Annotated in this window: 24 protein-coding genes; 12 read left to right on the forward strand and 12 right to left on the reverse strand. The window is 36.8% G+C overall.

The window, feature by feature from the left end:
• The 4 genes from AC5YGI_RS19160 to AC5YGI_RS19175 all read left to right on the forward strand — a co-directional run.
• The coding region (locus tag AC5YGI_RS19160; protein ID WP_496169302.1) for an RHS repeat domain-containing protein at positions 1-778 on the forward strand (778 nt) is incomplete at its 5' end.
• A gap of 2 nt (positions 779-780) precedes the next feature.
• Complete coding sequence (locus AC5YGI_RS19165) at positions 781-1,665, forward strand: hypothetical protein (RefSeq protein ID WP_330745833.1); 885 nt, start codon at positions 781-783, stop codon at positions 1,663-1,665.
• A gap of 174 nt (positions 1,666-1,839) precedes the next feature.
• The gene (locus AC5YGI_RS19170; protein ID WP_496169303.1) at positions 1,840-2,391 is read left to right on the forward strand and encodes a hypothetical protein; all 552 of its coding nucleotides are present in this window, start codon (positions 1,840-1,842) and stop codon (positions 2,389-2,391) included.
• Between the two features lie 51 nt (positions 2,392-2,442).
• The gene (locus AC5YGI_RS19175; protein WP_496169304.1) at positions 2,443-2,823 is read left to right on the forward strand and encodes a hypothetical protein; all 381 of its coding nucleotides are present in this window, start codon (positions 2,443-2,445) and stop codon (positions 2,821-2,823) included.
• Positions 2,824-3,039: 216 nt separating this feature from the next.
• Here AC5YGI_RS19175 and AC5YGI_RS19180 read toward each other — a convergent pair whose 3' ends face one another.
• On the reverse strand, positions 3,040-3,231 hold the full coding sequence (locus AC5YGI_RS19180; protein WP_330745830.1) for a hypothetical protein: 192 nt from the start codon (positions 3,229-3,231) through the stop codon (positions 3,040-3,042).
• Between the two features lie 323 nt (positions 3,232-3,554).
• Between AC5YGI_RS19180 and AC5YGI_RS19185 the strand changes: the two genes are divergently transcribed.
• The 3 genes from AC5YGI_RS19185 to nhaA all read left to right on the forward strand — a co-directional run bounded on the left by AC5YGI_RS19185 (position 3,555) and on the right by nhaA (position 7,422).
• On the forward strand, positions 3,555-3,920 hold the full coding sequence (locus AC5YGI_RS19185; protein ID WP_330745829.1) for a hypothetical protein: 366 nt from the start codon (positions 3,555-3,557) through the stop codon (positions 3,918-3,920).
• 110 nt (positions 3,921-4,030) lie between these two features.
• Positions 4,031-6,241 carry a RelA/SpoT family protein gene (locus AC5YGI_RS19190; protein ID WP_110011121.1) on the forward strand — a complete coding sequence of 737 codons (2,211 nt, stop codon included), beginning with the start codon at positions 4,031-4,033 and terminating at the stop codon, positions 6,239-6,241.
• A gap of 2 nt (positions 6,242-6,243) precedes the next feature.
• Positions 6,244-7,422: a Na+/H+ antiporter NhaA gene (gene nhaA, locus AC5YGI_RS19195; protein WP_496169305.1), complete on the forward strand. Its 1,179-nt coding sequence runs from the start codon at positions 6,244-6,246 to the stop codon at positions 7,420-7,422.
• On the opposite strand, the gene AC5YGI_RS19200 is transcribed toward nhaA, so the two are convergent.
• Positions 7,419-8,432, reverse strand: coding sequence for a YihY/virulence factor BrkB family protein (locus AC5YGI_RS19200; protein WP_110011123.1), 1,014 nt, complete (start codon positions 8,430-8,432; stop codon positions 7,419-7,421). The two genes, nhaA and AC5YGI_RS19200, sit on opposite strands and share 4 nt — an antisense overlap.
• A 273-nt stretch (positions 8,433-8,705) precedes the next feature.
• On the opposite strand from AC5YGI_RS19200, the gene AC5YGI_RS19205 reads away from it, so the two are divergent.
• Positions 8,706-9,179, forward strand: a complete 474-nt coding sequence (locus tag AC5YGI_RS19205; RefSeq protein WP_496169306.1) for a 23S rRNA (pseudouridine(1915)-N(3))-methyltransferase RlmH — start codon at positions 8,706-8,708, stop codon at positions 9,177-9,179.
• Between the two features lie 165 nt (positions 9,180-9,344).
• Here the strand turns inward: AC5YGI_RS19205 and AC5YGI_RS19210 are convergent, their stop codons facing one another.
• The 4 genes from AC5YGI_RS19210 to AC5YGI_RS19225 form a co-directional block, all read right to left on the reverse strand.
• Positions 9,345-9,797, reverse strand: coding sequence for a tRNA (cytidine(34)-2'-O)-methyltransferase (locus AC5YGI_RS19210; protein ID WP_496169307.1), 453 nt, complete (start codon positions 9,795-9,797; stop codon positions 9,345-9,347).
• A 61-nt stretch (positions 9,798-9,858) separates the two neighbouring features.
• The gene (locus AC5YGI_RS19215) at positions 9,859-10,677 is read right to left on the reverse strand and encodes a tetratricopeptide repeat protein (protein ID WP_496169308.1); all 819 of its coding nucleotides are present in this window, start codon (positions 10,675-10,677) and stop codon (positions 9,859-9,861) included.
• Complete coding sequence (locus tag AC5YGI_RS19220; protein WP_110011127.1) at positions 10,674-11,240, reverse strand: phosphatase PAP2 family protein; 567 nt, start codon at positions 11,238-11,240, stop codon at positions 10,674-10,676. The genes AC5YGI_RS19215 and AC5YGI_RS19220 overlap by 4 nt, the downstream gene beginning before the upstream one ends.
• A 2-nt stretch (positions 11,241-11,242) precedes the next feature.
• Positions 11,243-11,587: a Sec-independent protein translocase subunit TatA/TatB gene (locus tag AC5YGI_RS19225; protein WP_110011128.1), complete on the reverse strand. Its 345-nt coding sequence runs from the start codon at positions 11,585-11,587 to the stop codon at positions 11,243-11,245.
• Positions 11,588-11,979: 392 nt separating this feature from the next.
• Between AC5YGI_RS19225 and AC5YGI_RS19230 the strand changes: the two genes are divergently transcribed.
• Entirely contained in the window at positions 11,980-12,927 is a 948-nt protein-coding gene (locus tag AC5YGI_RS19230; RefSeq protein ID WP_496169309.1) for a hypothetical protein, read from the forward strand.
• Between the two features lie 74 nt (positions 12,928-13,001).
• On the opposite strand, the gene AC5YGI_RS19235 is transcribed toward AC5YGI_RS19230, so the two are convergent.
• The 3 genes from AC5YGI_RS19235 to secD form a co-directional block, all read right to left on the reverse strand.
• Positions 13,002-13,805, reverse strand: a complete 804-nt coding sequence (locus AC5YGI_RS19235) for an arylamine N-acetyltransferase family protein (RefSeq protein ID WP_496169310.1) — start codon at positions 13,803-13,805, stop codon at positions 13,002-13,004.
• An 89-nt stretch (positions 13,806-13,894) separates the two neighbouring features.
• Positions 13,895-15,154, reverse strand: a complete 1,260-nt coding sequence (locus tag AC5YGI_RS19240) for a TCR/Tet family MFS transporter (protein WP_110011131.1) — start codon at positions 15,152-15,154, stop codon at positions 13,895-13,897.
• 189 nt (positions 15,155-15,343) lie between these two features.
• Entirely contained in the window at positions 15,344-18,253 is a 2,910-nt protein-coding gene (gene secD / locus AC5YGI_RS19245; RefSeq protein ID WP_330745825.1) for a protein translocase subunit SecD, read from the reverse strand.
• A gap of 216 nt (positions 18,254-18,469) precedes the next feature.
• On the opposite strand from secD, the gene AC5YGI_RS19250 reads away from it, so the two are divergent.
• A complete protein-coding gene (locus AC5YGI_RS19250) occupies positions 18,470-19,837 on the forward strand; it encodes a PQQ-dependent sugar dehydrogenase (RefSeq protein ID WP_496169311.1) in 1,368 nt (455 codons plus the stop codon).
• Positions 19,838-20,134: 297 nt separating this feature from the next.
• On the opposite strand, the gene hemN is transcribed toward AC5YGI_RS19250, so the two are convergent.
• The 3 genes from hemN to AC5YGI_RS19265 form a co-directional block, all read right to left on the reverse strand.
• Positions 20,135-21,493 carry an oxygen-independent coproporphyrinogen III oxidase gene (gene hemN, locus AC5YGI_RS19255; protein WP_330745823.1) on the reverse strand — a complete coding sequence of 453 codons (1,359 nt, stop codon included), beginning with the start codon at positions 21,491-21,493 and terminating at the stop codon, positions 20,135-20,137.
• Between the two features lie 176 nt (positions 21,494-21,669).
• A complete protein-coding gene (locus AC5YGI_RS19260) occupies positions 21,670-22,683 on the reverse strand; it encodes a WD40/YVTN/BNR-like repeat-containing protein (RefSeq protein WP_330745822.1) in 1,014 nt (337 codons plus the stop codon).
• Positions 22,684-22,731: 48 nt separating this feature from the next.
• Entirely contained in the window at positions 22,732-24,249 is a 1,518-nt protein-coding gene (locus tag AC5YGI_RS19265) for an amino acid permease (protein ID WP_110011136.1), read from the reverse strand.
• A gap of 449 nt (positions 24,250-24,698) precedes the next feature.
• On the opposite strand from AC5YGI_RS19265, the gene pnuC reads away from it, so the two are divergent.
• Positions 24,699-25,370: a nicotinamide riboside transporter PnuC gene (pnuC, locus tag AC5YGI_RS19270; RefSeq protein WP_330745821.1), complete on the forward strand. Its 672-nt coding sequence runs from the start codon at positions 24,699-24,701 to the stop codon at positions 25,368-25,370.
• Between the two features lie 4 nt (positions 25,371-25,374).
• Positions 25,375-26,046 carry a hypothetical protein gene (locus tag AC5YGI_RS19275; protein WP_330745820.1) on the forward strand — a complete coding sequence of 224 codons (672 nt, stop codon included), beginning with the start codon at positions 25,375-25,377 and terminating at the stop codon, positions 26,044-26,046.
• Positions 26,047-26,121 lie beyond the last annotated feature (75 nt).

The following is a 26,121-nucleotide window of genomic DNA, read 5'->3' on the forward strand; positions in this document are numbered from 1 at the left end:
TCTGATAGTTCCTGCTCCTTTTGGAGGAGTTCCTTATAATTATAAGTACAATGGGAAGGAGCTCCAAGAGACGGGTATGTATGATTACGGAGCAAGATTCTATATGCCTGATATTGGAAGATGGGGAGTCGTAGATCCGCTCGCGGAGAAAATGAGAAGACACAGTCCTTACAATTATGCGTTTAATAATCCTATTAGATTTATTGATCCGGATGGAAGACAAGCAGATGATTGGCGAAACAAAAATGGACAGTTAGTTTATGACCCCAAAGCTAACGATGGAAAAGGAGCGTATACAAAGTTTGCTACTGATAAAGACAAAGCATATGGAGATGGTTTGAAAAATTCAGGTAATACAGGTGCCAAACAATTTGATCAATTAGTAACTTCAAAGTTACCCACTACTGTAGAATATAGTAAAGAAAACCACCCTTTTTCAATGGGAGAAACGCATCCAATTGAGAAAGATGGCAAACTTGTAGGTTTTGAGATTACAATTTATGAGGGATCTAGTGAAGATGCCTTTAAAAATCCAGACAAAGTTTTAAATTCTGACGAGGCAGATAATGTGAAGAAGGGAAATTTAAGTGCTTTTGATATATCAACTTCAACTTTTGGTCACGAGATTGGTCATGCAAATGAAAAAAATCACCAATTACATAAGAAACAAGAAGAAACTGGTATTGTTGACGCTAAAAATAACAGCGAAACAATGCCAACAGCTATAGGAGAACAGATTCTTAAAGAATTGAGAGATAATAAAATTAAAAATAAATAATTATGAATAAGTACTTTATTATTGCCTTACTCTTTTTAGCTACTTGTTGTAAATCTCAAAATATTACCACGTTTTCTCAATTAGAAAACAATATTAGAGAAGTTCTTTTTCAAAAAGGTTATATAACACAAAATTCGTATTCTCAAAAAAAAGGTTTTACTATTTATGGAACTTATCAAAGAAAAGTTGATGAAACAAAGTTACGAAATGGTATATATGATCTTTATTTAGGAAATCATAGTCCTCAATTCAAATTTATTTACGAGCGAAATAAAATTATTTTTTTAGATATTTATTCTTTCAAGAATTTTTTAGAATCAATGAGAACACAAATGATTTATTTATTTGAACAAAGATATTGTAGAGAAATTGTTGTTGATTATGTAAAAAGATTGATTAGAGCACATTACAGTTTTAATAGAAATCCAAGAGATCTGATTAATAAAAATTGTGAATTTCCAGAAAAAAGAATATCAAGTACATTTTATTTAAATGAAATTAAGAGTAAAATTGTTACCGAAATTGCGCAGAAAGAGGATTTAAAAGAAGAAAATTTGCAACCTGAAAAAATTGAAAACATTGCAGTTAGTGAGTTAAGTGTATATTTTGGTATTAATGAGAAAGAAAAATTGGAAGAAGGAATTTATAGTTATGTTAATATAAATTCTAGTGTTTCTAATAATAGTTATTTTATCCTAAATGGAAATGATATTAAGTTTTTGAAAATGGATTCAGATGAATCATTCATTAAATCAATTCAAGAAATAATTTTATTTGGAGAAAATAAAAATATATGTTCTGAAAAAACTATTTGGTATATCGAACAATTATTTTCAAATTATATGGAAAACTCTTGTCTTTCTAAAGTTACGAAAGATTTGCCGTAACCCTCGCTCGTGCCTACGAATAAATCAGAACCTCTGCAACAGCGGAGGTTTTGATTTATTTTGTCTTAAGAAGCTGTATTGATATATAATGATCCCAGCTGTGCAAAGTCTTCAGACTTTGTGAGATTGTTAAATAAATTTACCCGGTTAACGCGAGCGTCTCACTCGTCTCTCATGGCATATAATAAAGCCATTGCAATGCAAAATAGCAGTGGTTTTTGTGTTTATAAACAGGTTCAAATAATTATATTCCTCCATCAATATAATTATCTAAATTTACCACAAAAGATTACCCAGAACTCAAAAGTAACGGATTATATTTACAGAGCAGACGGAGTGAAGGTAAGAAAGGTTTTCGGAACAGAAACAACCGATTATCTGGATGGCTTCCGGTATACCAATTCTGTATCGAAATTCTTCCCAACGACGGATGGATATTTTAATATGGAGACCGGAAAGTATGTATATAATTATACTGACCACCTTGGAAAGGTTAGATTAAGTTATGCTAAAAATGGAGCAGGATTAGAGATCATTGAAGAGAGTAATTATTATCCTTCTGGATTTAGTGAAGGAAATTGGAACAAAGGAAATCCAACATTTGGCGTAGCATATAAAGATGGTGGTGATAAGGGACGTTCAAAAAGCAATAATGCAATATCTAAGTATGTTTATGATACATGGCTAAAAAATAACGGTGCAAATGATGGGTATGTAAAAATATAATTATAATGAAGCAGTATATACAGGAAAGAAAAAATAAATCAATCTAAATCTATGAAAAAAATACTTTTAATTACTCTTGTTTTCTTTTTTACATTTAATAAAAGTGCTATTAAAAAACAAGATTTACATAATATTATCAAAGGATATATAGAATATATTTCTAAAAAACGAAAAGTTGATAATAGGAATGAAATATTAGCAGTGAGTTTTCACGACCAAACAAAAGAGAAAAGTGAATATTCAATTGATGTAGCTTTTTTCAAACCTGAATTTATGGAAGGTATTCAATATAAGAATGTTTATATATTTGAAGGTTATAAACTTATACTACCTGATAATGAGTGTAAAAGCATAGAGAAAATGTTAAAAAAAACCAAATATGAAAATTTCAATCAAAAGAAAACAATGATTAATGATGATTTTGAAAATTAGCATATTGTTTTAAACAAAAAAAATGAAATAACTTTTTTATCACCAGTTCCGATTTCGGGGTGTATGAAATCAATTTTAATGAATAGAAAATTAAAATTCTCTGATACATACGAAGATATTACATTTTCTAATCCTTCTGCTGATTGCTCGACGCTTACACATTAATACTCTATACAATTATAACAAAAACCCCACCGCAATGCGGTGGGGTTTGTTTTACATAATAGATTGCAATTTAGTTTGTTTAAGAAAAGCATCTAGGAGAGCGAAGACATGCTGTCTATCGTTCTCTTTTAGTTTTTGTATATCTAAAATTTTAGCGATAATATTTTTATCCAGTAGAATATCCGTAGAACCTACAAGATAATCCAGAGACACTTCCAGTGCTTCTGCCAGTTGCGTGGCCATCTCAATAGATCGTTTTACTTCCTCACCTGCGCTCCCGCACGAATCCTTTCGTGTGGCAGATAATAAAAAGACCCGCAATTTGTGAAGTTTTTTGTTTATGGTCTTCTGTCTTCAAATGGAAAACAAAAAGGAAGAGGCATCAAGGTTTCAAAAAGACATACATTATCCAATCACTAAAATTAAACACCTGTTCAATAATTATTCTTAAACATTACCCCTATCTATTGAAAACCAAATATTAATTAACAAATTATATTGGCTTAAATTCAATGATAATCAGAAAATTATTAGTAACTTTAATGGGAACTTAAAACCAATTAACTATGTCACATATATTAGCTGGAGTATTTGGTCATCACAGCGACTACAAAAAACTGGAAAGTGATCTGGAAAATTCAGGATTTGAAAACTCAGATTATATTGTATACCTTACTGATGGTTCCGGTAATTCTCAATATCTGGCAAGTGTTACCGTAAATGACCTTAATCAGATTGATCTTGCACGGAATGCATTTATTCAGAATGCAGCATTGAAATCCTATTTATTTGAAAACATGAAGATCAATGAAACCAATTATGATACCATCAAAAGGTATATTGATGCAAGAAACAGAGCTGAAATCCACAGCAGCCCTGATATTAAAATCAAAACGTCAAGTGACGGTATGAATTCTGAAGTGAAATTCTAATCGATATAAAATCTAATAGCCGGAGATCCGTAGTGTTATACTGCGGATCTTTTATGTTTGAAAAAACTAAAAAATTTCGTATTTTCGTCTAATTATAGGCATGTGCACAAATGAGCTACGATTTAGAACAAGAGAATAAAGAGATCCTTGCCAGATATAAGGACCTGATCTCTAATACATACAGAACATTGGATGAGGAAAACAATAAGCTCATCCGAAAGGCATTCGATATCGCGCTGGATGCCCACAAGGATCAAAGGAGAAAATCCGGAGAACCTTACATCTACCACCCTATTGCTGTTGCTAAAATTGTAGCAACAGAGATTGGTCTGGGTGCTACTTCTATTGCCTGTGCACTTCTGCACGATGTGATTGAAGATTCTGATTATACTTACGAAGACCTGAAAAAAATATTCGGAGAAAAGATTGCCAATATCGTGAATGGACTGACGAAAATTTCCATCATGAACCACCAGAATATCTCTGTGCAGTCTGAAAACTACAGAAAACTCTTACTGACATTATCTGAGGATTTCAGAGTGATTCTGATTAAAATTGCAGACCGTCTCCATAATATGAGGACTCTGGAAAGCATGGCTCCGGATAAGCAGAAAAAAATTGCTTCGGAAACAGTATATATCTATGCTCCGATGGCTCACCGTCTTGGATTGTATAATATCAAATCTGAGCTGGAAGATCTTTCTTTAAAGTATAATAATCCCGAAGTCTATAACGAGATCACGGAGAAATTGGAACTGGCCAAGGAAAGCCGTGAAAGGTACATTGAAGAATTTAAGAAGGAAGTATCCGAAAGGCTTCATGAAGAAGGCTTAAACTTTAAAATCAAAGGCCGCGCGAAAGCTATTTCTTCCATTTACAGGAAAATGCTGAAACAGGGAGTTTCCTTTGAAGAGGTTTTTGATAACTATGCTATCAGAATTATTTATAAATCGGATGCGAAAAATGAAAAATTCCTGGCCTGGAAAATTTACTCTATCGTTACGGATGTATACCACAGTAACCCTTCCAGAATGCGTGACTGGATTACCCAGCCCCGCTCTACAGGATATGAAAGTTTACATTTAACGGTTTTAGGCCCTGATAAAAAGTGGATTGAAGTACAGATCCGTTCCGAAAGAATGGATGAAATTGCTGAGAAAGGAGTTGCTGCACACTATAAATACAAAGAAGGTTACAAACAGAGTTCTGATGACAGAAATTTTGAAAAATGGGTAACCGAGATCCGTGAAGTACTGGAACAGCAGCAGAATCTTTCCACTTCGGAACTTCTGGATAATATTAAGCTTAACTTATATTCCAAAGAAGTATTTGTCTTTACGCCAAAAGGAGAAATTAAAATCCTTCCGACTAATGCTACCGCTCTGGATTTTGCTTTCTCTGTTCACTCCGATCTGGGAATGAAATGCTTAGGTGCCAAGATCAATGGAAAACTGGTTCCTATCTCCTACATCCTTCAAAACGGAGATCAGGTAGACATCCTGTCTTCTCAGAACCAGAAACCTAAATCAGACTGGCTGGAATTTGTTGTGACCTCTAAGGCCAAATCCAAGATTAAAAGTTATCTGAACTCTCAGAAAAACCAGCTGGTAGAAGAAGGAAAAGAAATTCTGCAGCGAAAACTTCGTCACGCCAAAATCAATTTTAATGATGATGAAATTAATAAACTTCAGAAGTTCTTTAATTTAAAATCCTCCCAGGAGCTCTTCCTTAAATTCCAAAGTAATGAACTGGATGTAAGCAGCCTGAGAAAATATATAGAAAGTAAAAACGTATTCAACAACTTACTTTCAAGATTCAGAAAATCGCCCAATAAAAATCTGCATTTTGACGAGCCGAAAGAGGAAAACCTGGACATGATTGTGTTTGGGAAGGATGAAGAGAAACTTAACTACACGTATGCAAAATGCTGTACAGTGATTCCGGGAGACAAAATCTTCGGATTCATAACAATTTCAGACGGAATCAAGGTACACAGTGACAACTGTCCGAATGCGATCAATCTGAGGGCACAGTACGATTACCGTGTCATTCCGGCCAAGTGGGTGAATGCGGAAAGCTTCAAAAACAGAGTAAAAATTGAAATTGAAGGGCTGGACAGAATGGGTATGATTAATGATATTACGACTGTCATCAGCGGAAGTATGGGGATGGATATGAAAAGTATGTCTATTGAATCCAACAATGGTGTTTTCACAGGAAATATCAACCTCGAAGTCAAAAATAAAGGTCAGTTGGAAGAGACCTTTAAAAAACTTAAAAATATTAATGGTGTTTCCAGAGTGAGACGGGTACAATCGTAAACATGAATTTATCTCTTTATTTTAAAAAATTTTTCAACAACAGTCAGTCCTCAGGAATTATTCTTATTTTCTGTGTACTTATTTCATTGCTTATTGCCAATTCGTCTGCTGCAGAGAACTTTCAGCATTTTTTAGACAAAGTGGTGGGAACGCATCTTTTTGGATTGGAATATCCTGTCAGCATCTGGATCAATGATGGTCTGATGGCAGTTTTCTTCCTTCTGGTTGGCCTTGAAATAAAACGGGAATTGGTAGAAGGTGAACTTTCTTCTTTTAAAAATGCCTCCCTTCCTATTTTTGCAGCTGTAGGCGGAATGCTTATTCCCGCTGTTATCTACAGTATTTTCAATACAGGAACGGAATACAGCAATGGCTGGGGGATCCCTATGGCAACCGATATTGCCTTTTCTCTGGCTATCATTTCCATGCTAGGTAAAAAGATCCCCAATTCTATCAAGATATTTTTAGCGGCATTAGCTATTGTAGATGATCTGGGAGCGATCCTCGTGATTGCGATTTTCTATACAGAGCAAATTCACTGGAGCTATCTGCTCTTATCTTTTGGGGTAACAGCTTTACTTTTTATTTTAAACTTTTTAAAAGTAACTAAAACAATATTTTACATCATTCCGGGACTGTTTTTATGGTATTTCCTTCATCATTCCGGAATTCACGCAACGATAGCAGGTGTTTTACTGGCATTTTCCATTCCTACCAATGCTTCGAATGTAGAAATCTCACCTTTGGAAAAACTGGAGCATCAGCTTCATATTCCGGTAAGTTTTCTGATCATGCCAATATTTGCTTTAACGAATACCAATATCACCTTTTCCAGTGAAATGGTGGCAGGAGTTACAAGTACTTTAGGACTGGGAATTATCTGTGGATTGGTATTGGGTAAACTGATCGGGATCAATCTGTTTTCATTGATTGCTATTAAATTAAAACTCAGTTCCCTGCCTCAAAACAGTAACTGGCTTCAGATGATTGGTGTAGGATTGTTAGCCGGAATCGGGTTTACCATGTCTATTTTTATTGCATTGCTTTCTTTCAAAGGAGAAGTTCCTATCCAGGACGAAGCGAAGTTTGCGATTCTTATTGCATCTTTTATTGCTGCTATTGCCGGATTTACCATACTGAGCATAAGCTCAAAAGAAAACCCTGAACTGGAAGAGAATTAATCTTTCTTCCGGTTCTCCAATTTTCTTTTATGTTCCTCATCACTATCAAAGTCAGGTTCGGTAACCTGAGCATGATATTCTGAGGCCTCTTTCTTTATCTCATCAGACAGCAGCTTTTCTATTCTGAGTTTTCGGATTGCCATATTCAGCTCATTCCCGAATAAAAGGAGATATACATTGACATTTACCCAAACCATCAGTAGAATCATACTGCCAATGGATCCGTAAAGAACATTATATCGGGCGATATCCTTTACATAGATGGCAAAAATATACGTTGTAACCACAAACAATACTGTAGTCAGAATAGCTCCCGGAACCGCTTGTCGGAACCTTGTAATCTTCACGGTGCCCAACCAGTAAAACAAGGTCAGAAGTATAAAATAAAAAAGCGGAAAAGAAACAAATCCGATAATTTTAGAAAGGTTATCTACCAGCCAGGTTACATCATAAGCCGGCGTAAAAAGCTTCATTACAACCTCTGCGTAATACACACCAAACAGTGTTAAAAAAACGATGGTAATAAAGCCTATCGTAATAAAAAATGACAGGATAAACTCTTTTACGTCACTTAATTTTTCATCTGTATTTTCATTAAATCCGTTGATCAGGGAAAACGTACCGTTCGTTGCAAAAACAAGAGCCAGAAGAATCGTCAGGTTACTGATTCCTTTCATATTCGGGATGATATTGCTTACAATGTATCCTTTTACGTCGCCTTCCATGTTGGATGGAAAAACATTGTGCATCAGCACATCAAAAATATAAAACTGGAGCTCATCATAAAGCGGCATATGGGGCAGTACAGAAAGCAAAAACAGAATAAACGGAAACAGACTTATGGTAAAACTCCACGAAATAGCCGCCGCTTTTCTCCCTATTTTGCCTTTAAAAATCCCGGAGATATAAATCTGAAACATCTGCCAAAGTGATATTCCCAAAACAGGAATATGGATGCTGTCAAAAAAATCTTGAATCTTTAAAATAAATTTAGGAACCTTTACACTCATCGATCTGTTTGTCTTTATACAAAGGTAGGGGAATTAAATTAAATGGGAAAAGATATCAGGTGATAGGTGGCAGCTAGCAGGAATTTGAGAATTTAAAGTTTAAGGTTAATGAGAAAGTAATCACCTGCAATTCTTTATCACCTAACCCCGCATCCCGTATCCCGTATCCCGTAACCCGCAAAACAATCAACAACAATAACTCTAAACTTTAAACCCCTGAACTTTGAACTTTCCCCTGCGAAGCCCTATCTTTGCCCTCTGAAACTTCTTACAATGCGAATCAGCTTACTTTGTATCGGAAAAACGGATGATAAGGAAATTACCTCTTTAATCAATTATTATCTCAACCGTCTCCCCAAACACTGGAATTTTGAAATTACAGAAATTCCGGATGTGAAAAATGCCAAAAACCTATCCCCTGACCTTCTTAAAAAGGAAGAAGCCAAGTTATTCTTAAACCATATCGACAAAAACGATCTGGTGGTGATTCTTGATGAAAAAGGAAAACAGTTTACAAGCCGTGAGTTTTCACAGAAAATTGACACCTGGATGAATTCTTCTGTCAAGAAAATACATATTCTGATCGGAGGCGCTTATGGCTTCGCCGAAGAAATCTACAGCAGAGCCAATGAAAAAATGTCTTTATCCAAAATGACTTTTACCCACCAGATGATCCGCCTGTTTATTGTAGAACAGCTGTATCGCGCTGATCAGATTTTGCAGGGCAAACCTTATCATAACGATTAAAACAAAAGGTATTATCTCAAAAGTCAAATAATTGTTTTTTGTCATTCTGACAAAGGAAGAATCTCATTGACAAGCAGAAGCATGAGATTCTTCATTACATTTCTGAACTACGTTCGCAGACTTTCAGTCTGTGTCCAGAATGACATTCCTGAAACAATCTCTTTTTTATTTCAGACTCATCTGCCTCTTGGCTTCACCCACCACAAATGCAACGGAATTGGCAATATTAAAGCTCCTGATCAGTTTAGACATAGGAATGGTCAGATGATTTTCAAAACGGTCCAGAACCTCTTTACTCAATCCTACACTCTCCTTTCCGAAAACCAGCCAGTCTCCGTCCTGAAAATCAGTTTCAAGATATGACTTTTCGGCATGGGAGCTCATTAAAAAAACCCGTGACCTGTCAGGGATTGTACTGATCCATTCATCCACATCTGCATACTCAGAAACATCCAAATGCACCCAATAGTCCAATCCGGAACGTTTCAGGTTTTTATCATTAATGACAAATCCAAACGGATGAACCAGGTGTAATCTGCTTTCGGTTCCTACACACAATCTTCCGATATTTCCTGTATTATTGGGTATTTCGGGCTCTACAAGAACAATATTCAACATCTCTTTCTATCTCTTTATTTGTTTTAGTGTGGATTTATTTAATGATTTGGCAGAATTTTTTTTAATTTATTTTTTTTTGACATTTAGCATTATAATCAGTAAGGACTGCTTTTTCATAGCCTAAAGCCACTGCTTTATCCAGATTTTCGCAGGCTTCCTTAAGTTTGGAAGTGTCCATCAGAATCATAGCTTTGCTTACATAAGACTGGGCAAATTTCGGATCTATGGAAATTGCTTTATTAGCATCTGCCAGCGCTTCCTTATATTTTTTCATTTTAAAATAGACGTCTGATCTTCCATTATAAAGTAATGATTCCGGTTTTTCAGCAAGAAGTTGATTATAATCTTTCAACGCTCCATCCAGGTCACCATTATTTTTTTTCAGATTGGCAAGCCCTGTTTTTGCAAAAATGTTGTCCGGAGCAAAAGTGAGAATCTGATTAAGATCTTTAATGGCAAGATCTTTTTTCCCCTGGCTGTCGTAAATTTTGGAACGGGTAAGATACAAATCAGCTGTTTCAGGATTTACTTTGAGTCCTTTTTCTACATATTCCAATGCCTTTACTTTGTTTCCCTTCTGGCTGTAAAGCGATGACAGATTCACATATACAGAAATTGACAAAGGGTTTGCTTTTAAAGCAGAATCATAAGACTTAAAAGCCTGAGTCGTTTTTCCAAGCCTTCTTTGGGCCGTTCCCAGATAATCGTAATATTCTGATTGAAATTTTTGGATCTGTTCTTTTTCGGCCAGTTTTAAATATTGTTCTTCTGCACATTTATAATCAGCTTTTTGGAAACATTCTTCCGCCAGTTTTTTATTCTGGGCATAGAAATGAAGAGCGAAAAAGAGGGAAATTACTGCTGGTAAAGTTTTTTTCATGAGTTTATAGTTTGTTTGTTGATCACTTTTTTGGCGAGTGCACCAAATATCACTCCCAATAAAGATCCAACAAACGCCCCCACCAAAATATCTATCGGGAAATGCACTCCTAAATATATCCGGCTGTAGGAAACCACCAGAGCCCATACAAATATAGCATATGGAAACCATTTAAGCTTATTTTTTAATAAAATACTTAAAAAGGATGCCAAAAAGAATGTATTGGAAGCATGAGCAGAATAAAAACCATATTGCCCACCGCATTTCACGATTCTCATATGATGTTCCAGCGTAGGGTCATGACAAGGTCTCAACCTTGCTACACCATATTTGAAAACACTGGCCAGCTGATCAGAAACCGTCGCACCGATGGCCAGAAATATAAGGATAAAAACTAATGATCTTAGTTGATGGTTTTTGTATAAAAAATAAAGAAATATAATATAAAGAGGTACCCAGATCCAGGTACTTGAAATCAGCATCCAAAACTGATCAAAAGATGAATCCCCCAAATTATTAAGGTAAAGAAATACCTTCTTATCTTCCTGAATGATTTCCTCCATGATTATCTGCTTACAGGTCCTTCATAAGTCTCATCATCTGCAGGCTTCGGTTTTGGCGGCTCATTGGAAGCAACAGAAGAAGAAGGTTCCGTCAGAATATCTTTTTGAATATCATTCATCGGATTGAAATCTTTTGCAGCATCTTTTACCTTCTCAATCTCACGTTTGATTTCAGAAACAGGGTTATCTGTTTCTTTCATAATTTCAGTTTTAATATCTTCCACTGCTCCACGCATCTTTCTTACGCCTGCACCTAAGTCACGCGCAATCTGGGGCAGCTTATCCGGACCGAATAATACAACGATTGCAATGGCAATGAGTGCCATTTCTCCAATGCTTAATTCCATGGCGTAAAATTACGAAAGATTATTGCATTTATGGACTGTAAACTAAAAATTTAAACAAATTTTAAGATTTTATAATGAAGTGCAGGATTCAAGGTTCAAGGTTCAAAGTTTAATGTTTTGTAGACGGGTTGCAGGTTTCGCGATTATTTTGGTGCAGGTTCCTTGGTAGCGAGTTTTGGTGTTATTATGAGGGGCGAGCTGCTGGTTCTTTTTATTCCTGTTACCCACAAAGTTAAACTTAGAACCCTGAACCCTCAGACTCTTCCACTCTCAAACTTAGCTCCTAACATCTGCAACCTCCACTTATTAATTAACAAATATTTAATTCAAAACAATGAGAATTAAATAATATTTATGTATATTTATAATACACAACCAAATCAATATTAATTATGAAAAAACTAGTAACTACTTTTAAAGTTTTTGCCGTGTTGTCGGTGTTGGCACTTCAAAGCTGCCGGAATGAAAACAATGAGGTGAACCAGCAGGAAAAGATTCAAGCTAAGGTAACCGTAGACGATCTGAAAAAAGAGATCACTCCTGCTTCTTCCCAGATGGTTCCTGAAGCAGTACAACATCAGTTGAATGAGTCCGGCAAAAATCTCGACACCTATTTAAAAAATGATTTACAGATTACCGGAGTAACGGTGTTGGGAAAAATTTCGACCCAACAGGGTGTTGAACTTTCCAAAAGCCTTATTACCGATAAAAATCAGTTCATTGCTTCCGGGAACATAATGGATCCATCCTCTGTAAAAATCGGAAAAATCGGAGATTTGTATAACGGAGAGGATTTGACAACTGCACAACAGGGATTAAAAGAAGCCATCACCGAAGAAGTAAAACCGGGCACTCAAGTTATGGAAGTAACATGGAACGGAAAAAGCGGAAAATTTACCACTTTGTGTTTTTATGGGGACTCAGGAATTATCTGGGACAATATCTTCGGAGGTCTTGTGATGATGGATACCCGGGGAAATTCAGAAACATCTGACAGCGAAGCTTCAAAAGTAGCTTCTACATGGTATAAACAGTGGTGGACAGCCAATTGGCTTTGGGGTTCTAAACGAGGTGAAGCCGGATATAAGATTACCATTTATTATTCAGGATCCACCGTTTCCAATGCAGATGTAAGCGATTGGGGGTACATCAGCTTAGGAAAAGCGAAAAGTGAGAGTAAAATTATAAAAAGAACAGGTGCCTACGGACAATGCCGTTATGCCCTTGGACTTTGTACTCCTACAGGTTCTTTAAGCTTTAATTCCACTAATTTCTCTGTGTCATTCTCCGGATTGGGCAGCAATATTGTAAGTAACGGGACAAAATCCCTTTATCCATAGTTATTTTCATAAAAATCAGATTTTAATCAAAACGGGAAGCTCAGTGAGCTTCCCGTTTATTGTATTGATAAATTCTACCAGATTCTGACTTTAGATTTCAATGCTTCTATTGCATTTTCTTTAAGGCCGAAAGTATTCATCAGTATTTCATAGAGCTGTATATCATTTTCTATCGTTACAGCTTCTTTTTCACCATCGCCGGAGCGTATATTCAGCACGTGATCCGTATAGGTATAGCGGGCATTTTCATCTACTTTTGAAAGAATCAGTCTGTTTTTAAAATGGGAATCCGGATGGGTAGACAGATACCAATTGGAAATATCCAGATCAATAAGTTCTACATGCTCAGGAATAAACCGGTACACCGGAAGCCACTCCTCTTTCCACATCCAAAGTGTATAGGTTTCTTCCTTGTGGGAAACTTTAAATATTCCGTTGGGTGTTTGCTGCTGATCTTCTTTATTTAAAAGTATGGGTGAAGTAAGCGTAGCTGTTCCAAATCCGCAATCTACCACATATTGATCACCATCAAAATCCACAATAAGTAAAAGATGAGTCTGTGCCGCCATACTGTCTTCCTGTCTTCCCCACACTACCCTTCCAAGCTGAAGCTTTACATTGAAACCTAATGTTTTCAAAACTTCACTTAAAAGCAGATTCTGTTCATAGCAATATCCGCCTCTGGATTCGATCACCAGTTTTCTGAAAACATCATCTAACTTTAAAGAAGGAACCGTCCCTGTATAAGGATCAATATTCTCAAAGGGTATATGTTTCGGATGGAGCTGATGGATCCTTTTTAATGTTTCCATGCTCAATTCAGGAGTTCCGGAGAAATGAATCCGTTCCAAATACTTTTCCAGATCTGATGTATTCATAATTTGGTTTTTTGTTTCAAAATACATAAAAAAGACTTGTAAAATTATTGAAAGATAACCCGAAAGTCAATTATAGCTCATCAATAGAACTATGACTTATGAAAATCCTTTTCCGAGGTTACATCAACTAAATTTTTATTTTTTTTCTGAAAAGCAGAATACGTAATCACAACACTGACCGCCATTAAAATAAATGCTAAAAAGAAAGGCGCACCGGAAAATTTGAACGGTGCTTCATCATGCGTGAAATAGTAAAACAAGTTCGTCATCATCGGAGGTCCGATAATGGATGTAGCACTCATTAAGCTCGTTAATGCTCCCTGAAGTTCTCCCTGTTCATTAGAGGGAACACTTTTCGTGATAACCGATTGTAAAGCCGGTCCACAGATTCCTCCTAAACAGTAAGGAACCAGAAACACAAACATCATCCAGCCTTCTGAAGCAAAGGCAAACAACAACATTCCTACTGCATAGAAAGCCAATCCGTAATAAATACTTTTCTGCTCGCCCAGCCTGGGTGTTGTATATCTGATAAGCCCGCCCTGTACAAGACCTACCAGCAAACCTACTACTCCCAATGAGATTCCTACCATTCTTTCTGTCCAGCTGAATTTATACATTGTAAAGAAGCTCCAGTTACTCTGTACCGCATGGCCTGCAATATAGATCAATATCAACGAAACAATCAAACCTGAAATTTCAGGGTGCTTACCTAAAAACTTAAATGAACCAATAGGGTTGGCACGTTTCCAATCAAATTCTCTTCTTTTATCTTTATCCAAACTTTCAGGAAGGATGAAATATCCATACAAGAAGTTAAGCAGACAAAGACCTGCTGCGGCATAGAAAGGAACTCTGGCTCCATAATGTCCTAGAACTCCACCCAGAACAGGTCCTATGATAAATCCGAGCCCAAAAGCAGCACCTATCAGTCCGAAATTCTTGGCACGGTCTTCATCAGTGGAAATATCGGCAATATAAGCACTGGCCGTAGTGACACTTGCTCCTGTAATCCCTGCAATGATTCTTCCTAAAAACAGCCACCAGATCGTGGGTGCCAATGCAAGGAAAATATAATCTACTGCAAATCCGAAAAGAGAGATCAGAATGATGGGCCTTCGTCCGTATTTGTCACTGAGGTTTCCTACTAACGGAGAGAAAATAAATTGGGTAAATGCATAGGCAAATCCCAGCCAGCCTCCATATTTTGCTGCCTCACTGATATCTGCGTGAATAAGTTCCTCTATTAATTTGGGAACAACAGGAATGATGATCCCCCATCCCGTAATATCGATCAGTAAAGTAATAAATATGAAGCCTATAGCCGCTTTTTTCTTTGAATTTTCCATGATGGTGCAAAATTAATCAAATCTGAAAAATAATGATTCTAAATTATGATATGAATAGTTAATATGAATACTAAAAAATTGTAAAGCCAACATGATCATGAATAGCTGATCGTGATATTTTTTGACTTTAACTTTAAAAAAAAGGCCGTCTCTTTCGAAACGGCCCTTACTAATTTATTGTAGTTTGTATTACTTTGAAGCAAGCTCTTCTTTAGCAGAAGTGGATTTTCCATGTACCTCTTCTTCTTTTCCTGTTTTAAGGAAGTCGTAAGCAATTGCAGACGCAATAAAGATGGATGAGTAAGTACCGAATCCAATACCGATTAACATCGCAAACATGAATCCTCTTAAGTTATCTCCACCGAAAATGAAGATCGCAAGGATCACCAGAATCGTAGTGAATGAGGTGTTGAATGTTCTACCCAATGTACTTGAAATAGAGTCATCAAACAGACCTGCCAATGTTAAAGATTTTTTCTCTCTCAGGTATTCTCTGATTCTGTCGAAGATAATTACCGTATCGTTGATTGAGTAACCTAATACAGTAAGAATCGCAGCGATGAAATCCTGGTTGATCTCCATGTTGAACGGCATATATTTGTGAAGCAATGAATAGGCTCCTAAAATAATTACCGCATCGTGGAATAGAGCAGCAACCGCTCCAAGAGAGAACTGCCATTTTCTAAATCTTACAAGAATATAGATGAAGATCATTGCTAATGCAGCTAATACCGCATAGATACCGTGAGTCTGGATATCATCAGCCACAGAAGGTCCTACTTTCTCGGAAGAAATGATTCCTGCGTGGTCTTTATCAGCAGATTTGAAATCTTTCAATGTAGTTCCTGCCGGTAAGTTTGATTTTAAACCTTCAAATAATTTCTGTTCGATAATCTGGTCAGCTTTTAAAGATTCATCTTCGATAAGGTAATCTGTAGAGATCTTTAATTGTTTGTTGTTTCCGAAAGTTTTAGCTTCTACAGAAGAGTTTTTACCATCTTCCGTTTTGAATAATGCTACTAATTTTTCTTCAACATCTTCAGCTTTTACATCTTTATCAAATCTAACGACATAGTTTCTACCACCGGTAAAGTCGATACCGTATTTGAAACCGTGTGTTGCGATAGAAATAATACATACAACTGTAAGAACAGCAGAAATGATGTAAGCATATTTTCTCTTTCCGATGAAATCGATCCAGGTATTTCTGAACAGGTTCTTGGTTGCCGGAGTCCATACAGAAAGTCCTTTTCCTTTATTTAATCTTGAGAAGATCATTACTCTTGAAAGCAATACAGACGTGAATAATGTCATTAAGATACCGATCATCAACGTCAATGCAAAACCTTTGATAGGTCCTGTTCCGAAGAAGAACAATACAACTGCGGTTAGGAAAGTCGTAGTGTGACCGTCAATAATCGCATTTAATGCATGTTTGAAACCATCTTTGTAAGCTTCAAGAATACTTTTCCCGGCGAATAATTCTTCTTTGGTTCTTTCATAAATGATAACGTTCGTATCGACCGCTACTGCCATCGTAAGAACGATACCCGCGATACCTGGAAGCGTAAGCGTAAAGTCTCCCGAATCCATGATACCGAAAATATAGAATAAGTTGATCACCATCGCAATTACCGCGTAAACCCCAGCTCCACCGTAGTAGAAAATGATATAAACAATGATAATCGCAAATGCAATGATGAACGACATTAAACCAGAATCAATAGCCTCTTGTCCTAAAGACGGACCTACAACGGTAGCCTGAACTACTTTTGCACCTGCAGGCAATTTACCGGCACCTAACACGTCTACCAGTTCTTTAGCTTCTTCCTGAGAGAAATTACCAGAGATCTGAGTTCTACCGTTAGGGATAGCATTAACAACGTTAGGAGCTGTGTATACTCTGTTATCAAGAGTTACGGCAACTGGTTTTCCAACGTTTTTCTCAGTTAATGTTTTCCACTCTTTTGCCCCTTTAGAATCCATCTGCATATCTACCACTACTCTGCTTAGTTCATCGTAGCTGATGTTTGCAGTTTCTACAGCACCGTCTACCGGAGCTTTTTGGTTGATGTTACCTCTGATCGCATACAATACTAAACTTTCAGTATCGGTAGCTTCAGGCTTGTAACCCCACATAAACTGTGTATATTTAATGTTAGCCGGACGTAAAGACTGACCTACTTTGCTGTTTAAGATTTTGTTTACAACAGCAGTATCGGATAATTTTACATTGGCAACACCATTTGTTCTTAATTTGTCAAGCTGTAAAAGGCTCATGAAGTTCACATTCTTTGCAACTCCCATAGAATCTCCTTTTGTAGCAACCATAGTTGTCAAAGTCTGGAAATAAGGTGCAATTTCAGGAACCTGCTGTACTTCCCAGAACTGAAGTTTTGCAGAAGTCTGAAGCATTTTCTTCACTTTATCGATGTCCTTCATACCAGGCATTTCTACAGAAATTCTCGCAGTACCAGGTACTCTCTGAACGTTTGGCTGGATCGCTCCAAGCTTGTCAATTCTCGTTCTGATTACCTCGAAAGCGGTTCCTACAGATGCATCGATTTTTCTTTTAACAATGCTTTTTACCTGATCGTCAGGCGTGTTGTACTTCACTTCAGTAAGCGTTGTATTTCCGAAAATTTCCGGATCAGCCAACTTCAGGTTGGTACCTTTAGCTTTGTTAATTACATCGAACTGCTCGAAGAAGTTGTCGATGTAAGGTTTAGTAGAATTCTTCTGTGCTTCATCAGTTTTGTTTAAAGCCTCAATAAGGATAGGATTTGTAGAATAATTGGTTAAATCATTCACAAGATCTCTTTGGTTAATTTCCAAAAGAACGTTGATCCCTCCTTTCAGGTCAAGACCAAGTTTCATTTCCTTGTCTTTGGCTTTAGTGTAATAAAGTTTTGTGAATCCTAAGTTCAAAGTATCCTTAGAAAGTCTTGCGATTTCTTTCTGATACTTCTCCGGATTGTCTCCTGCAAAAGCAGTCGCCTGCTTTTCAATTTTGCTGGCGTACCATGTTGGTAATAGCTCGTTTAAGCAAATCAACCCTAGTACAATAGCGACAATTGTAATAAGTCCTTTTCCTTGCATTTTGTTATAACTACGTTAAATTAAGTCGGCAAATATAATGATTTTCTTGTATTTTATGAATTTTTAACAACAGAAATGGTTTATTTCCAGATATATTGGTGTGGTGATTTCTATTTAAGATTTAACAATTTTTTCATACGATTATAATGAAGTCTTCAAAATCGATTGGTATAAAATTTTCATTTACTTTTCCAACACACTAACTCTCAAAATATTATGAAAAAATTACTTTTTTGCATCAGTATTTTTTCTTCCTTAATTGTTAATTCTCAAAGCATTAATTTGGAAGAATTTGCCACAGGACTGACGAGTCCTGTAGAGATTACGAATGCCAATGACAGCCGTCTTTTTGTGGTTCAGCAGAACGGTATCATTAAAATTATTCAACCCAATGGGACAATTAACGCTACCGATTTCCTGAATATCGGAACAAAGATTATTTTTGGCGGCGAAAGAGGTCTTCTTGGTCTTGCATTTCATCCTCAATACTCTGCTAACGGGTATTTTTTTGTGTACTACAACAATCCTTCTGGGAATATTATTGTTGCAAGATACAGTGTAAGTTCAACAAATCCGGATGTAGCGGATCCCGCTTCTGAAAAAATTCTGCTGAACATTCCTAAGCCATTCGACAATCACAATGGAGGAAGTATCCATTTTGCCCCTGACGGAAAACTCTGGATTATCACCGGAGACGGAGGAAGCGGTGGTGACCCGAATAACAATGCTCAAAACAAAAATTCACTGCTGGGGAAAATGCTGAGAATAGATGTAGATGCTACAGGCCCCTATAACATTCCTCCTGACAATCCTTTTGCAGGAGCCGGAGTGGATGGTGCAGACGAGATCTGGGCTTACGGACTCAGAAATGCCTGGAAGTTTTCTTTTGATCTGCCAACAGGAAACGCCATGATTGCAGATGTTGGCCAGGGAGCCATAGAAGAAATCAACAAAATGCCCATTACTACAGCCGGATTAAATTATGGCTGGCGATGTTATGAAGGGAATAATGCGTACAATACTGCAGGATGTGCCGCACAGTCCACCATGACCTTCCCTGTTGCCGTATACGACCATTCCGGTGGCAAATGTTCCATCACGGGTGGTTATGTCTACAGAGGAACGCAGTACCCGTCACTTCAGGGAAAATATTTTTTTGCCGATTACTGCTCTACCCAGATCGGAATTCTGGATAGCAATAATGCCATCACATGGACAACTCCTTATTCCGGAAATAACTTTTCCACTTTCGGAGAAGATTACCAAAAAGGATTGTACGTAGCTGCCGTAAACAGTGGAAAGATTTTTAAAATAACCACAGGTACTTTGGGAACCCAGGAAAGTAGTCCGGGAACCATAAAAGTTTATCCAAATCCGGCTTCCAAAGAAATTTTCATTGATGGGGTGAAAGATAAAAAAGCAACCCTGGAAATCATCAGTGCAGAGGGAAGAAAAGTGATGGAAACGGATAAAGTCTCTAATGGTAAAGACATCAATATTTCAGGGATTCCTGCCGGAGTGTATTATATTAATCTGAAATCCGGGGAACTGAAATCATATAGTCAGAAATTGATTATCAAATAGTAATAGCAGGTTTTAAGCGCAGACGAAACGCTAAGGCTTTTAAATTCTATAAAAAAGGGTGGCAAAGGCGTTTCACTAAGCAAAAACATTGAATATTTTTTAAACCATTAAGAAGGATTTAAGGAGTAAAGCATCGTTAAGTTAAGATAAATCATTCTGATTTTTAAGCTTAAAGCGAAGCTCATCTTAATACTCTAAACACCTTACGACAATCTTAATGTTTCAAAAAAATTTAAACAAGTTCAAAATAAGCCCACGGGTCAATAAAAAAGCGGTTCAGAACTGAACCGCTTTTGCTTATATTGTCATGGAGAAAATCCTTGTTTCAGGTTTATTTCTCATCATTCTCAGGTCAAAAACCATGGCTACATTCCTTGTGAATGCTCTTCCGGCTTCTGTGATTTTAACTTCAGTTCCATTGATTTCAACCAAACCGTCATTTTCCATCTCTTTCAGCATTTCCAGTGCATTTTCAAGCTCAGGGAAAGAGTTGTTGATATCAAAAGTGGTTTCAAGCTGGCACATCAGATTCAGAATATGTCTTCTTACCGTAAGATCCTCATCGCTCAGAACATGTCCTTTTACTACAGGAATTTCACCTTCTTCAACCATTTTCTGGTATTCTTCCACTGTTTTTACATTCTGGGCAAAAGCATACCATGAATCTGAAATAGCAGACATTCCAAGTCCTACCATCAGCTGGGTTTTGCTTGATGTATATCCCATGAAATTTCTGTGAAGTTTTTTATGAATCAGAGACTGATACAGATCATCATGCTCAAGAGAGAAGTGATCCATCCCAACCTCAATATATCCTAAATCCTGAAGAAGCTTTTTCCCATCTTCATACAAACGGCGTTTTTCTTCACCGCTTGGAAGATCATTTTCATCAAATCCTCTTTGTCCGACACCTTTCACCCATGGAACGTGGGCGTAAGAATAGAATGCTAACCTGTCCGGCTTCAGTTCCATTGTTTTTCTGATGGTATGTTCCATTGCTTCCCAATTCTGGTGTGGCAATCCGAAAACCAGATCATGACTGATTCCTCTGTACCCTATTTCCTTTGCCCATTCCGTAACGTTTTTCACATTTTCAAAAGGCTGGATTCTGTTGATGGCTTTCTGAACTTTAGGATCATAATCCTGAACTCCAAAGCTCACTCTTCTGAAACCAAGGTCGTATAAAGTCTGAAGATGTTCTTTCGTTGTATTGTTTGGATGTCCCTCAAAAGAAAATTCAGGATGCTCTGCAATATCCACTGATGAAAAGATACCTTCCAGCAATGTCCTTAAATTTTCAGGAGAGAAGAACGTAGGGGTTCCTCCTCCAAGGTGTAGTTCTTTCAGTTTAGGTCTTTCACTGAAAAGATCAAGATATAATTTCCATTCTTTTAAAACACTTTCAAGATAAGGAACTTCAACACTGTGCTGTTTGGTGATACGCTTATGGCATGCACAAAATGTACACAATGCCTCACAGAATGGCAAATGGATATAAATAGAAATTCCCTCCTCTGCATTGCTTTCATGAAAAGACCTGATTACGGTTTCCTTCCATTTTTCCGGTGAAAATGTTGATTCATCCCAATACGGAACGGTAGGATAAGAAGTGTAACGCGGTCCGGGAATATTATACTTATCTATTAAAGAATTCATTGTGAAAATTAAATTTTATAAGGGTATGAAATTTAACATAATTAAAATTCATCTTACAAAATTAACCATTAGTTATGAATTTTAACCTATGAATTATATTAGGTTCTATTTTATAATGAGTCTAAATACGTATGATCAGGCTTTTGGCCAATAGTGATAAATTCTATTCCTGATATTTAAAATTTTAATTTCATCACCGCAATTTTGCTATTTCCTGCAAGAACCACTTTATTAGCATCAATCCACTGGCAGACAAAGAATCCTTTTTCATCAGAAATTGTAGTCCATGTTTTTCCAAAATCTGAAGAATAGCTGATATGCTTATCTCCTACGGCAATGATTTCTTTTCCTTTTGATCCCGGTTTAATTTTCACACAGGTTGTATATCCTGCGTTCTGCCCTGAAGCCTGAATCTGCCAGGTCTGGCCGGCATCAATTGTGGTTGCGATATTATTGATATTAGCATCCTGTTTGGTATAATCTCCTCCTGCTGCTATTCCGAAACGGTCTTCATAAAAATCTATGGAATACATTCCCTGAGAAGATTCTCCTTGTATGATTGGGGTATTGAACACTTCTATTTTATCATCTTTCAGATTCATTCTTAAAATTCTTGAAGCTTTTCCTCCAGTCGCAATCCATAAGTATTTTTTAGAGGATGAAATATTGGTATTGCTGGCGGCAAAAGCAGCTTCGCCATCATTTAACGTTACATTATTTTTAAACATGTTCCATTTCCCATCCTTATACACTGCCAGTTTAAGCAGGTGATCTTTATCTGCGTCACTGAAGGTATAGGCAAGTTTATCATTCACGAAATGCAAAGCATCATAAAACGCTGTTTTTGCAGTATCTTTAAAAATCACCTCTGATTTCAGATCTTTTTTATCAATTTTGAAAAAACGTGCCGGACTTTCAATATTGATTGCATAAAAAGACGTTTTGTCCTGGGCTAATGTTCTGAACTGAAGTTTTTCCTCAGACAGCCTGATCTGTTTCTGTTTTTTATAGTCTTTAAGATCTACAAACCCGAATTTGGAATCCGTACCGCTGTACCAGACCTTGTTATCATATAATTCCAGCGCTCTGATACTGATTTTATCATTAAGAATGGTTTCAAGGCTTTCTACCTGCTGGGAAAACGCGGCAAGACCTACGGATAGGAATAAAATGGAAAAAAGTTTTTTCATATACTGATATTGGGACAAAAAAAACCGCCGAAGCGGTTTATAATATTATTAATCCTGATTCTGATATTTTTCAGGGTTGTTAAGCTTACTGTTTGATTTTCCGTAAAGGAAGTATACCAAACCTCCTAAGAATAACCATACTGCAGAAAGTTCCAATGCATGAGCACTTAGGTTAAAGATCAAATATAGGTTGATAATTACCCCTAATGCCACCACGATTTTATAAGCAGGAACTTTGAAAGGTCTGATCAGATTAGGTTCTTTCTTTCTCATTACCCAAACTGCGATACAAACCAGTGTAAATGCAAACAGGGTTCCGAAACTTGTCATATCTGCCAATGTAGAAATTGGTGTAAATGCAGCGATTAAAGCCACCACAATTCCCAACAGGATAATTCCTTTGTAAGGTGTTTTTGTTTTTGGGTGAAGCTGTCCGAAGAATTTAGGAATCAAGCCGTCTTTTGCCATACCGATGAAGATTCTGGACTGCCCCATCATCATTACCATTACAACAGAAATCAACCCTACAGTAGCAGCAATCGTTACGATATTACTCGCCCAGTGCTTTCCTGCAATTTCAAAAGCATATGCTACAGGCGCTTTGATGGCATCCGGATATCTTCCTTCAGGATTAAAATCTGTATAATGCATCATCCCTGTCAATACAAGGGATACACAGATATATAAAGCTGTACAGATCAATAGTGAAGCGATGATGGCGAAAGGTACATCTTTTTTAGGATTAATAGCTTCTCCTGCCTGAGTAGAGACAGCATCAAAACCGATATAGGCAAAGAAAATAGCTGCTGCTCCGGAAATGATCCCTTTAATACCATATGCGGAGACCATATCGCCCTCGGAATTCTTGATCTTTATCGGATCCGGAATAAAAGGTTTCCAGTTTTTAACCCCATCTACAGCATTATAAAGATCTGTATTAGAGAAAATGATATATACTCCGGCGATAATTACAAAGATAACCGCTGAAGTTTTCATTAAAACGATCAGGTTATTTGCTCCTGCAGCTTCTTTAGTTCCTTTTACCAATAATGCAGTAATCAAAAGAACAAGAATAAATGCAGGCAGGTTCATTGAAAATCCGTCTCCGGTATAACTTGCAGGATCTGAAGTAAGATAAGCAGGGAGATGAATATTAAATATTTTCAAAAATTTATTAAAATATCCGGACCAGCTCACGGAAACGGCCATACTTGCCATGGCATACTCGAGGATGAGACACCATCCCATGGCCCACGCAAAAATTTCTCCTACAGTTCCGTATGCATAAGCATATGCTGAACCCTCTACAGGAATAATGGATGCAAACTCTGCATAGCATAATGCAGCAAAAACGCAGGCGATCCCTGCGATAATAAAGGAAATTGCAAGTGCTGGCCCTGCATGATAATAGGCTCCTGTTCCGGTCAGAACAAAGATTCCACCACCGATGATAGCACCTACTCCAATTGCTGTTAAACTCCATTTTCCAAGGACTTTTTTCAGCTCACTTTTCTTCATATCTGCCTCATAGGCACTTAGTGGCTTTTTAACCCAAATTTTCGACATGTTTTTTTATTTATTAAGGATTTACGAAAATATAAAAAATTTAGAAACTCTCACGTTAATCGTTAAAATTTCATCATTTATTTTACATTAAAGACTTTAAAAACCTGACCAGCACCTTATTCATAGTATTCTACAGACATGAAGTATTCCCGTTCTGATTTTGATCCACAAAATCAGGAAGTCAGTAATAATACAAATATGCCGTAATCCGTAGTTTTATAAAAAAAATATTTGTAGGGATAAATAATGACGCTTATAGTTAAAAAACTACATCGTTCTGATGATGATTTGACAATAGCCTTAGAATCAGGAACAAGCAGATTATTTGATCAGACAGCGCTTCCCTTTGGATCTTCAAAAACCGGGAAACTTTACAGGAACATTGCTATTTTTTGATAAACTGTAACGAAGTTCTTTAAAAAAAGTAAGATTTCTCTATTTTTGATGGTATGAATTTATATGATCTTTTCATAAAGCCCTATGAAGGCTATGATACTTTACAGATTATGCTGGAAACTTCGGGTGCCGTCTTAGGAACTCTGAGTGTTTATTTTTCGATTAAAAAAAATATCTGGGTATATCCTACCGGCATTGTTTCTACGCTGATCTATGTTTATATTCTTTTCAACTTCGGGTTACTCGGGGACTGCCTGATCAACGTTTATTATACTGTAATGAGTATCTACGGATGGATTTTATGGGCCAGAAACTCTGAAGATCATATTCATGTAGATGTTACCTGGGCCTTCAAAAAAGAGTGGATTTACGCCAGCCTGCTTTTTATACTGAGTCTGGCTCTTGTTACCCTTATCTATTATTATAAACCTTATATTGATAATCAGTTTTCGATGGAAGGAACCAGTTTTGGATTGTATCATCTGGATTGGGCCAACTGGATGGATGTTTTCACAACTTCAATATTTTTAGTGGGCATGTGGTTGATGGCTAAACAGCGCATTGAGAGCTGGATTTTCTGGATTATCGGAGATTTGATTTGCATCCCAATGATGATTTTTAAGGGACTTGGAATCACTTCGGTTCAATATTTGGTATTTACTATAATGGCGATCTTAGGATATGTCAATTGGAAAAAAAGTTTTAAAGAAAAAAAAGTACAATAAAGTCATGAAAAATTTATTTAAAATAGCATTCAGTATTTTTGCTATTACCAGTTTAACCTCTTGTTTAGCATATACCGACGGATACGGAAGCAACGGAAGCTATGGGTATGGAGATCCGTATTATAACAACGGATATTACTATGCTCCGTCAGGATATTACGGAAGTGGTGGATATTGGGGTAATGACGGCTACTATTATAGAAACAATATTAATTATTACTATGATAATGGTATTCCTTATTACTATGATAGCTATAATAACTCCAGAAGAAAAGTATACGTAGAAAGAAGATCTTCTTCATCGTCGAGACCTGAAAACGGATTCCAGAATACGCGTACAACGAACAGTAACGGTTCATACAACAATAACGGAGGATTTAATAACAACAGAAACTCCAACAGCAACAGTGGATTCAGAAACCAGAATAATGGTAATCAAAACAATCAGGGTAACCAAAATAACAGCGGGTTCAGAAATTCCAATGGTAACAGCGGATTCAGAAACCAAAACAATGGTAATCAGAACAGCCAGAGAAACCAGAATAACAGCGGGTTCAGAAACTCCAATGGTAACAGCGGCAGATCAGAATCTTCCGGCGGTGGATTCAGGAATAGTTCAGGCAGCCAAAGCAGCAGTTCAAGCAGACAGCAGAGCAGCGGAGGCGGCTTTAGATAAAACGATTATAAATAAGAAAACGAACAGCTAACACTGTTCGTTTTTTATTTAAAATATAGTAATTTTGCTTCTTCA

Source organism: Chryseobacterium sp. CS3K3.1, assembly GCF_059515165.1.

Bases quoted from the DNA above. Each gene is read 5' to 3' on its own strand.
- AC5YGI_RS19225 (WP_110011128.1), bottom strand. From the start codon at position 11,587: ATGGAATTAAGCATTGGAGAAATGGCACTCATTGCCATTGCAATCGTT.
- AC5YGI_RS19265 (WP_110011136.1), bottom strand. From the start codon at position 24,249: ATGTCGAAAATTTGGGTTAAAAAGCCACTAAGTGCCTATGAGGCAGAT.
- pnuC (WP_330745821.1), top strand. From the start codon at position 24,699: ATGAATTTATATGATCTTTTCATAAAGCCCTATGAAGGCTATGATACT.
- AC5YGI_RS19170 (WP_496169303.1), top strand. From the start codon at position 1,840: ATGGCATATAATAAAGCCATTGCAATGCAAAATAGCAGTGGTTTTTGT.
- secD (WP_330745825.1), bottom strand. From the start codon at position 18,253: ATGCAAGGAAAAGGACTTATTACAATTGTCGCTATTGTACTAGGGTTG.
- AC5YGI_RS19275 (WP_330745820.1), top strand. From the start codon at position 25,375: ATGAAAAATTTATTTAAAATAGCATTCAGTATTTTTGCTATTACCAGT.
- AC5YGI_RS19220 (WP_110011127.1), bottom strand. From the start codon at position 11,240: ATGGAGGAAATCATTCAGGAAGATAAGAAGGTATTTCTTTACCTTAAT.
- nhaA (WP_496169305.1), top strand. From the start codon at position 6,244: ATGAATTTATCTCTTTATTTTAAAAAATTTTTCAACAACAGTCAGTCC.
- AC5YGI_RS19215 (WP_496169308.1), bottom strand. From the start codon at position 10,677: ATGAAAAAAACTTTACCAGCAGTAATTTCCCTCTTTTTCGCTCTTCAT.
- AC5YGI_RS19260 (WP_330745822.1), bottom strand. From the start codon at position 22,683: ATGAAAAAACTTTTTTCCATTTTATTCCTATCCGTAGGTCTTGCCGCG.
- AC5YGI_RS19235 (WP_496169310.1), bottom strand. From the start codon at position 13,805: ATGAATACATCAGATCTGGAAAAGTATTTGGAACGGATTCATTTCTCC.
- AC5YGI_RS19205 (WP_496169306.1), top strand. From the start codon at position 8,706: ATGCGAATCAGCTTACTTTGTATCGGAAAAACGGATGATAAGGAAATT.
- AC5YGI_RS19250 (WP_496169311.1), top strand. From the start codon at position 18,470: ATGAAAAAATTACTTTTTTGCATCAGTATTTTTTCTTCCTTAATTGTT.
- AC5YGI_RS19175 (WP_496169304.1), top strand. From the start codon at position 2,443: ATGAAAAAAATACTTTTAATTACTCTTGTTTTCTTTTTTACATTTAAT.
- AC5YGI_RS19230 (WP_496169309.1), top strand. From the start codon at position 11,980: ATGAAAAAACTAGTAACTACTTTTAAAGTTTTTGCCGTGTTGTCGGTG.
- AC5YGI_RS19210 (WP_496169307.1), bottom strand. From the start codon at position 9,797: ATGTTGAATATTGTTCTTGTAGAGCCCGAAATACCCAATAATACAGGA.
- hemN (WP_330745823.1), bottom strand. From the start codon at position 21,493: ATGAATTCTTTAATAGATAAGTATAATATTCCCGGACCGCGTTACACT.
- AC5YGI_RS19200 (WP_110011123.1), bottom strand. From the start codon at position 8,432: ATGAGTGTAAAGGTTCCTAAATTTATTTTAAAGATTCAAGATTTTTTT.
- AC5YGI_RS19185 (WP_330745829.1), top strand. From the start codon at position 3,555: ATGTCACATATATTAGCTGGAGTATTTGGTCATCACAGCGACTACAAA.
- AC5YGI_RS19190 (WP_110011121.1), top strand. From the start codon at position 4,031: ATGAGCTACGATTTAGAACAAGAGAATAAAGAGATCCTTGCCAGATAT.
- AC5YGI_RS19165 (WP_330745833.1), top strand. From the start codon at position 781: ATGAATAAGTACTTTATTATTGCCTTACTCTTTTTAGCTACTTGTTGT.
- AC5YGI_RS19180 (WP_330745830.1), bottom strand. From the start codon at position 3,231: ATGGCCACGCAACTGGCAGAAGCACTGGAAGTGTCTCTGGATTATCTT.
- AC5YGI_RS19240 (WP_110011131.1), bottom strand. From the start codon at position 15,154: ATGGAAAATTCAAAGAAAAAAGCGGCTATAGGCTTCATATTTATTACT.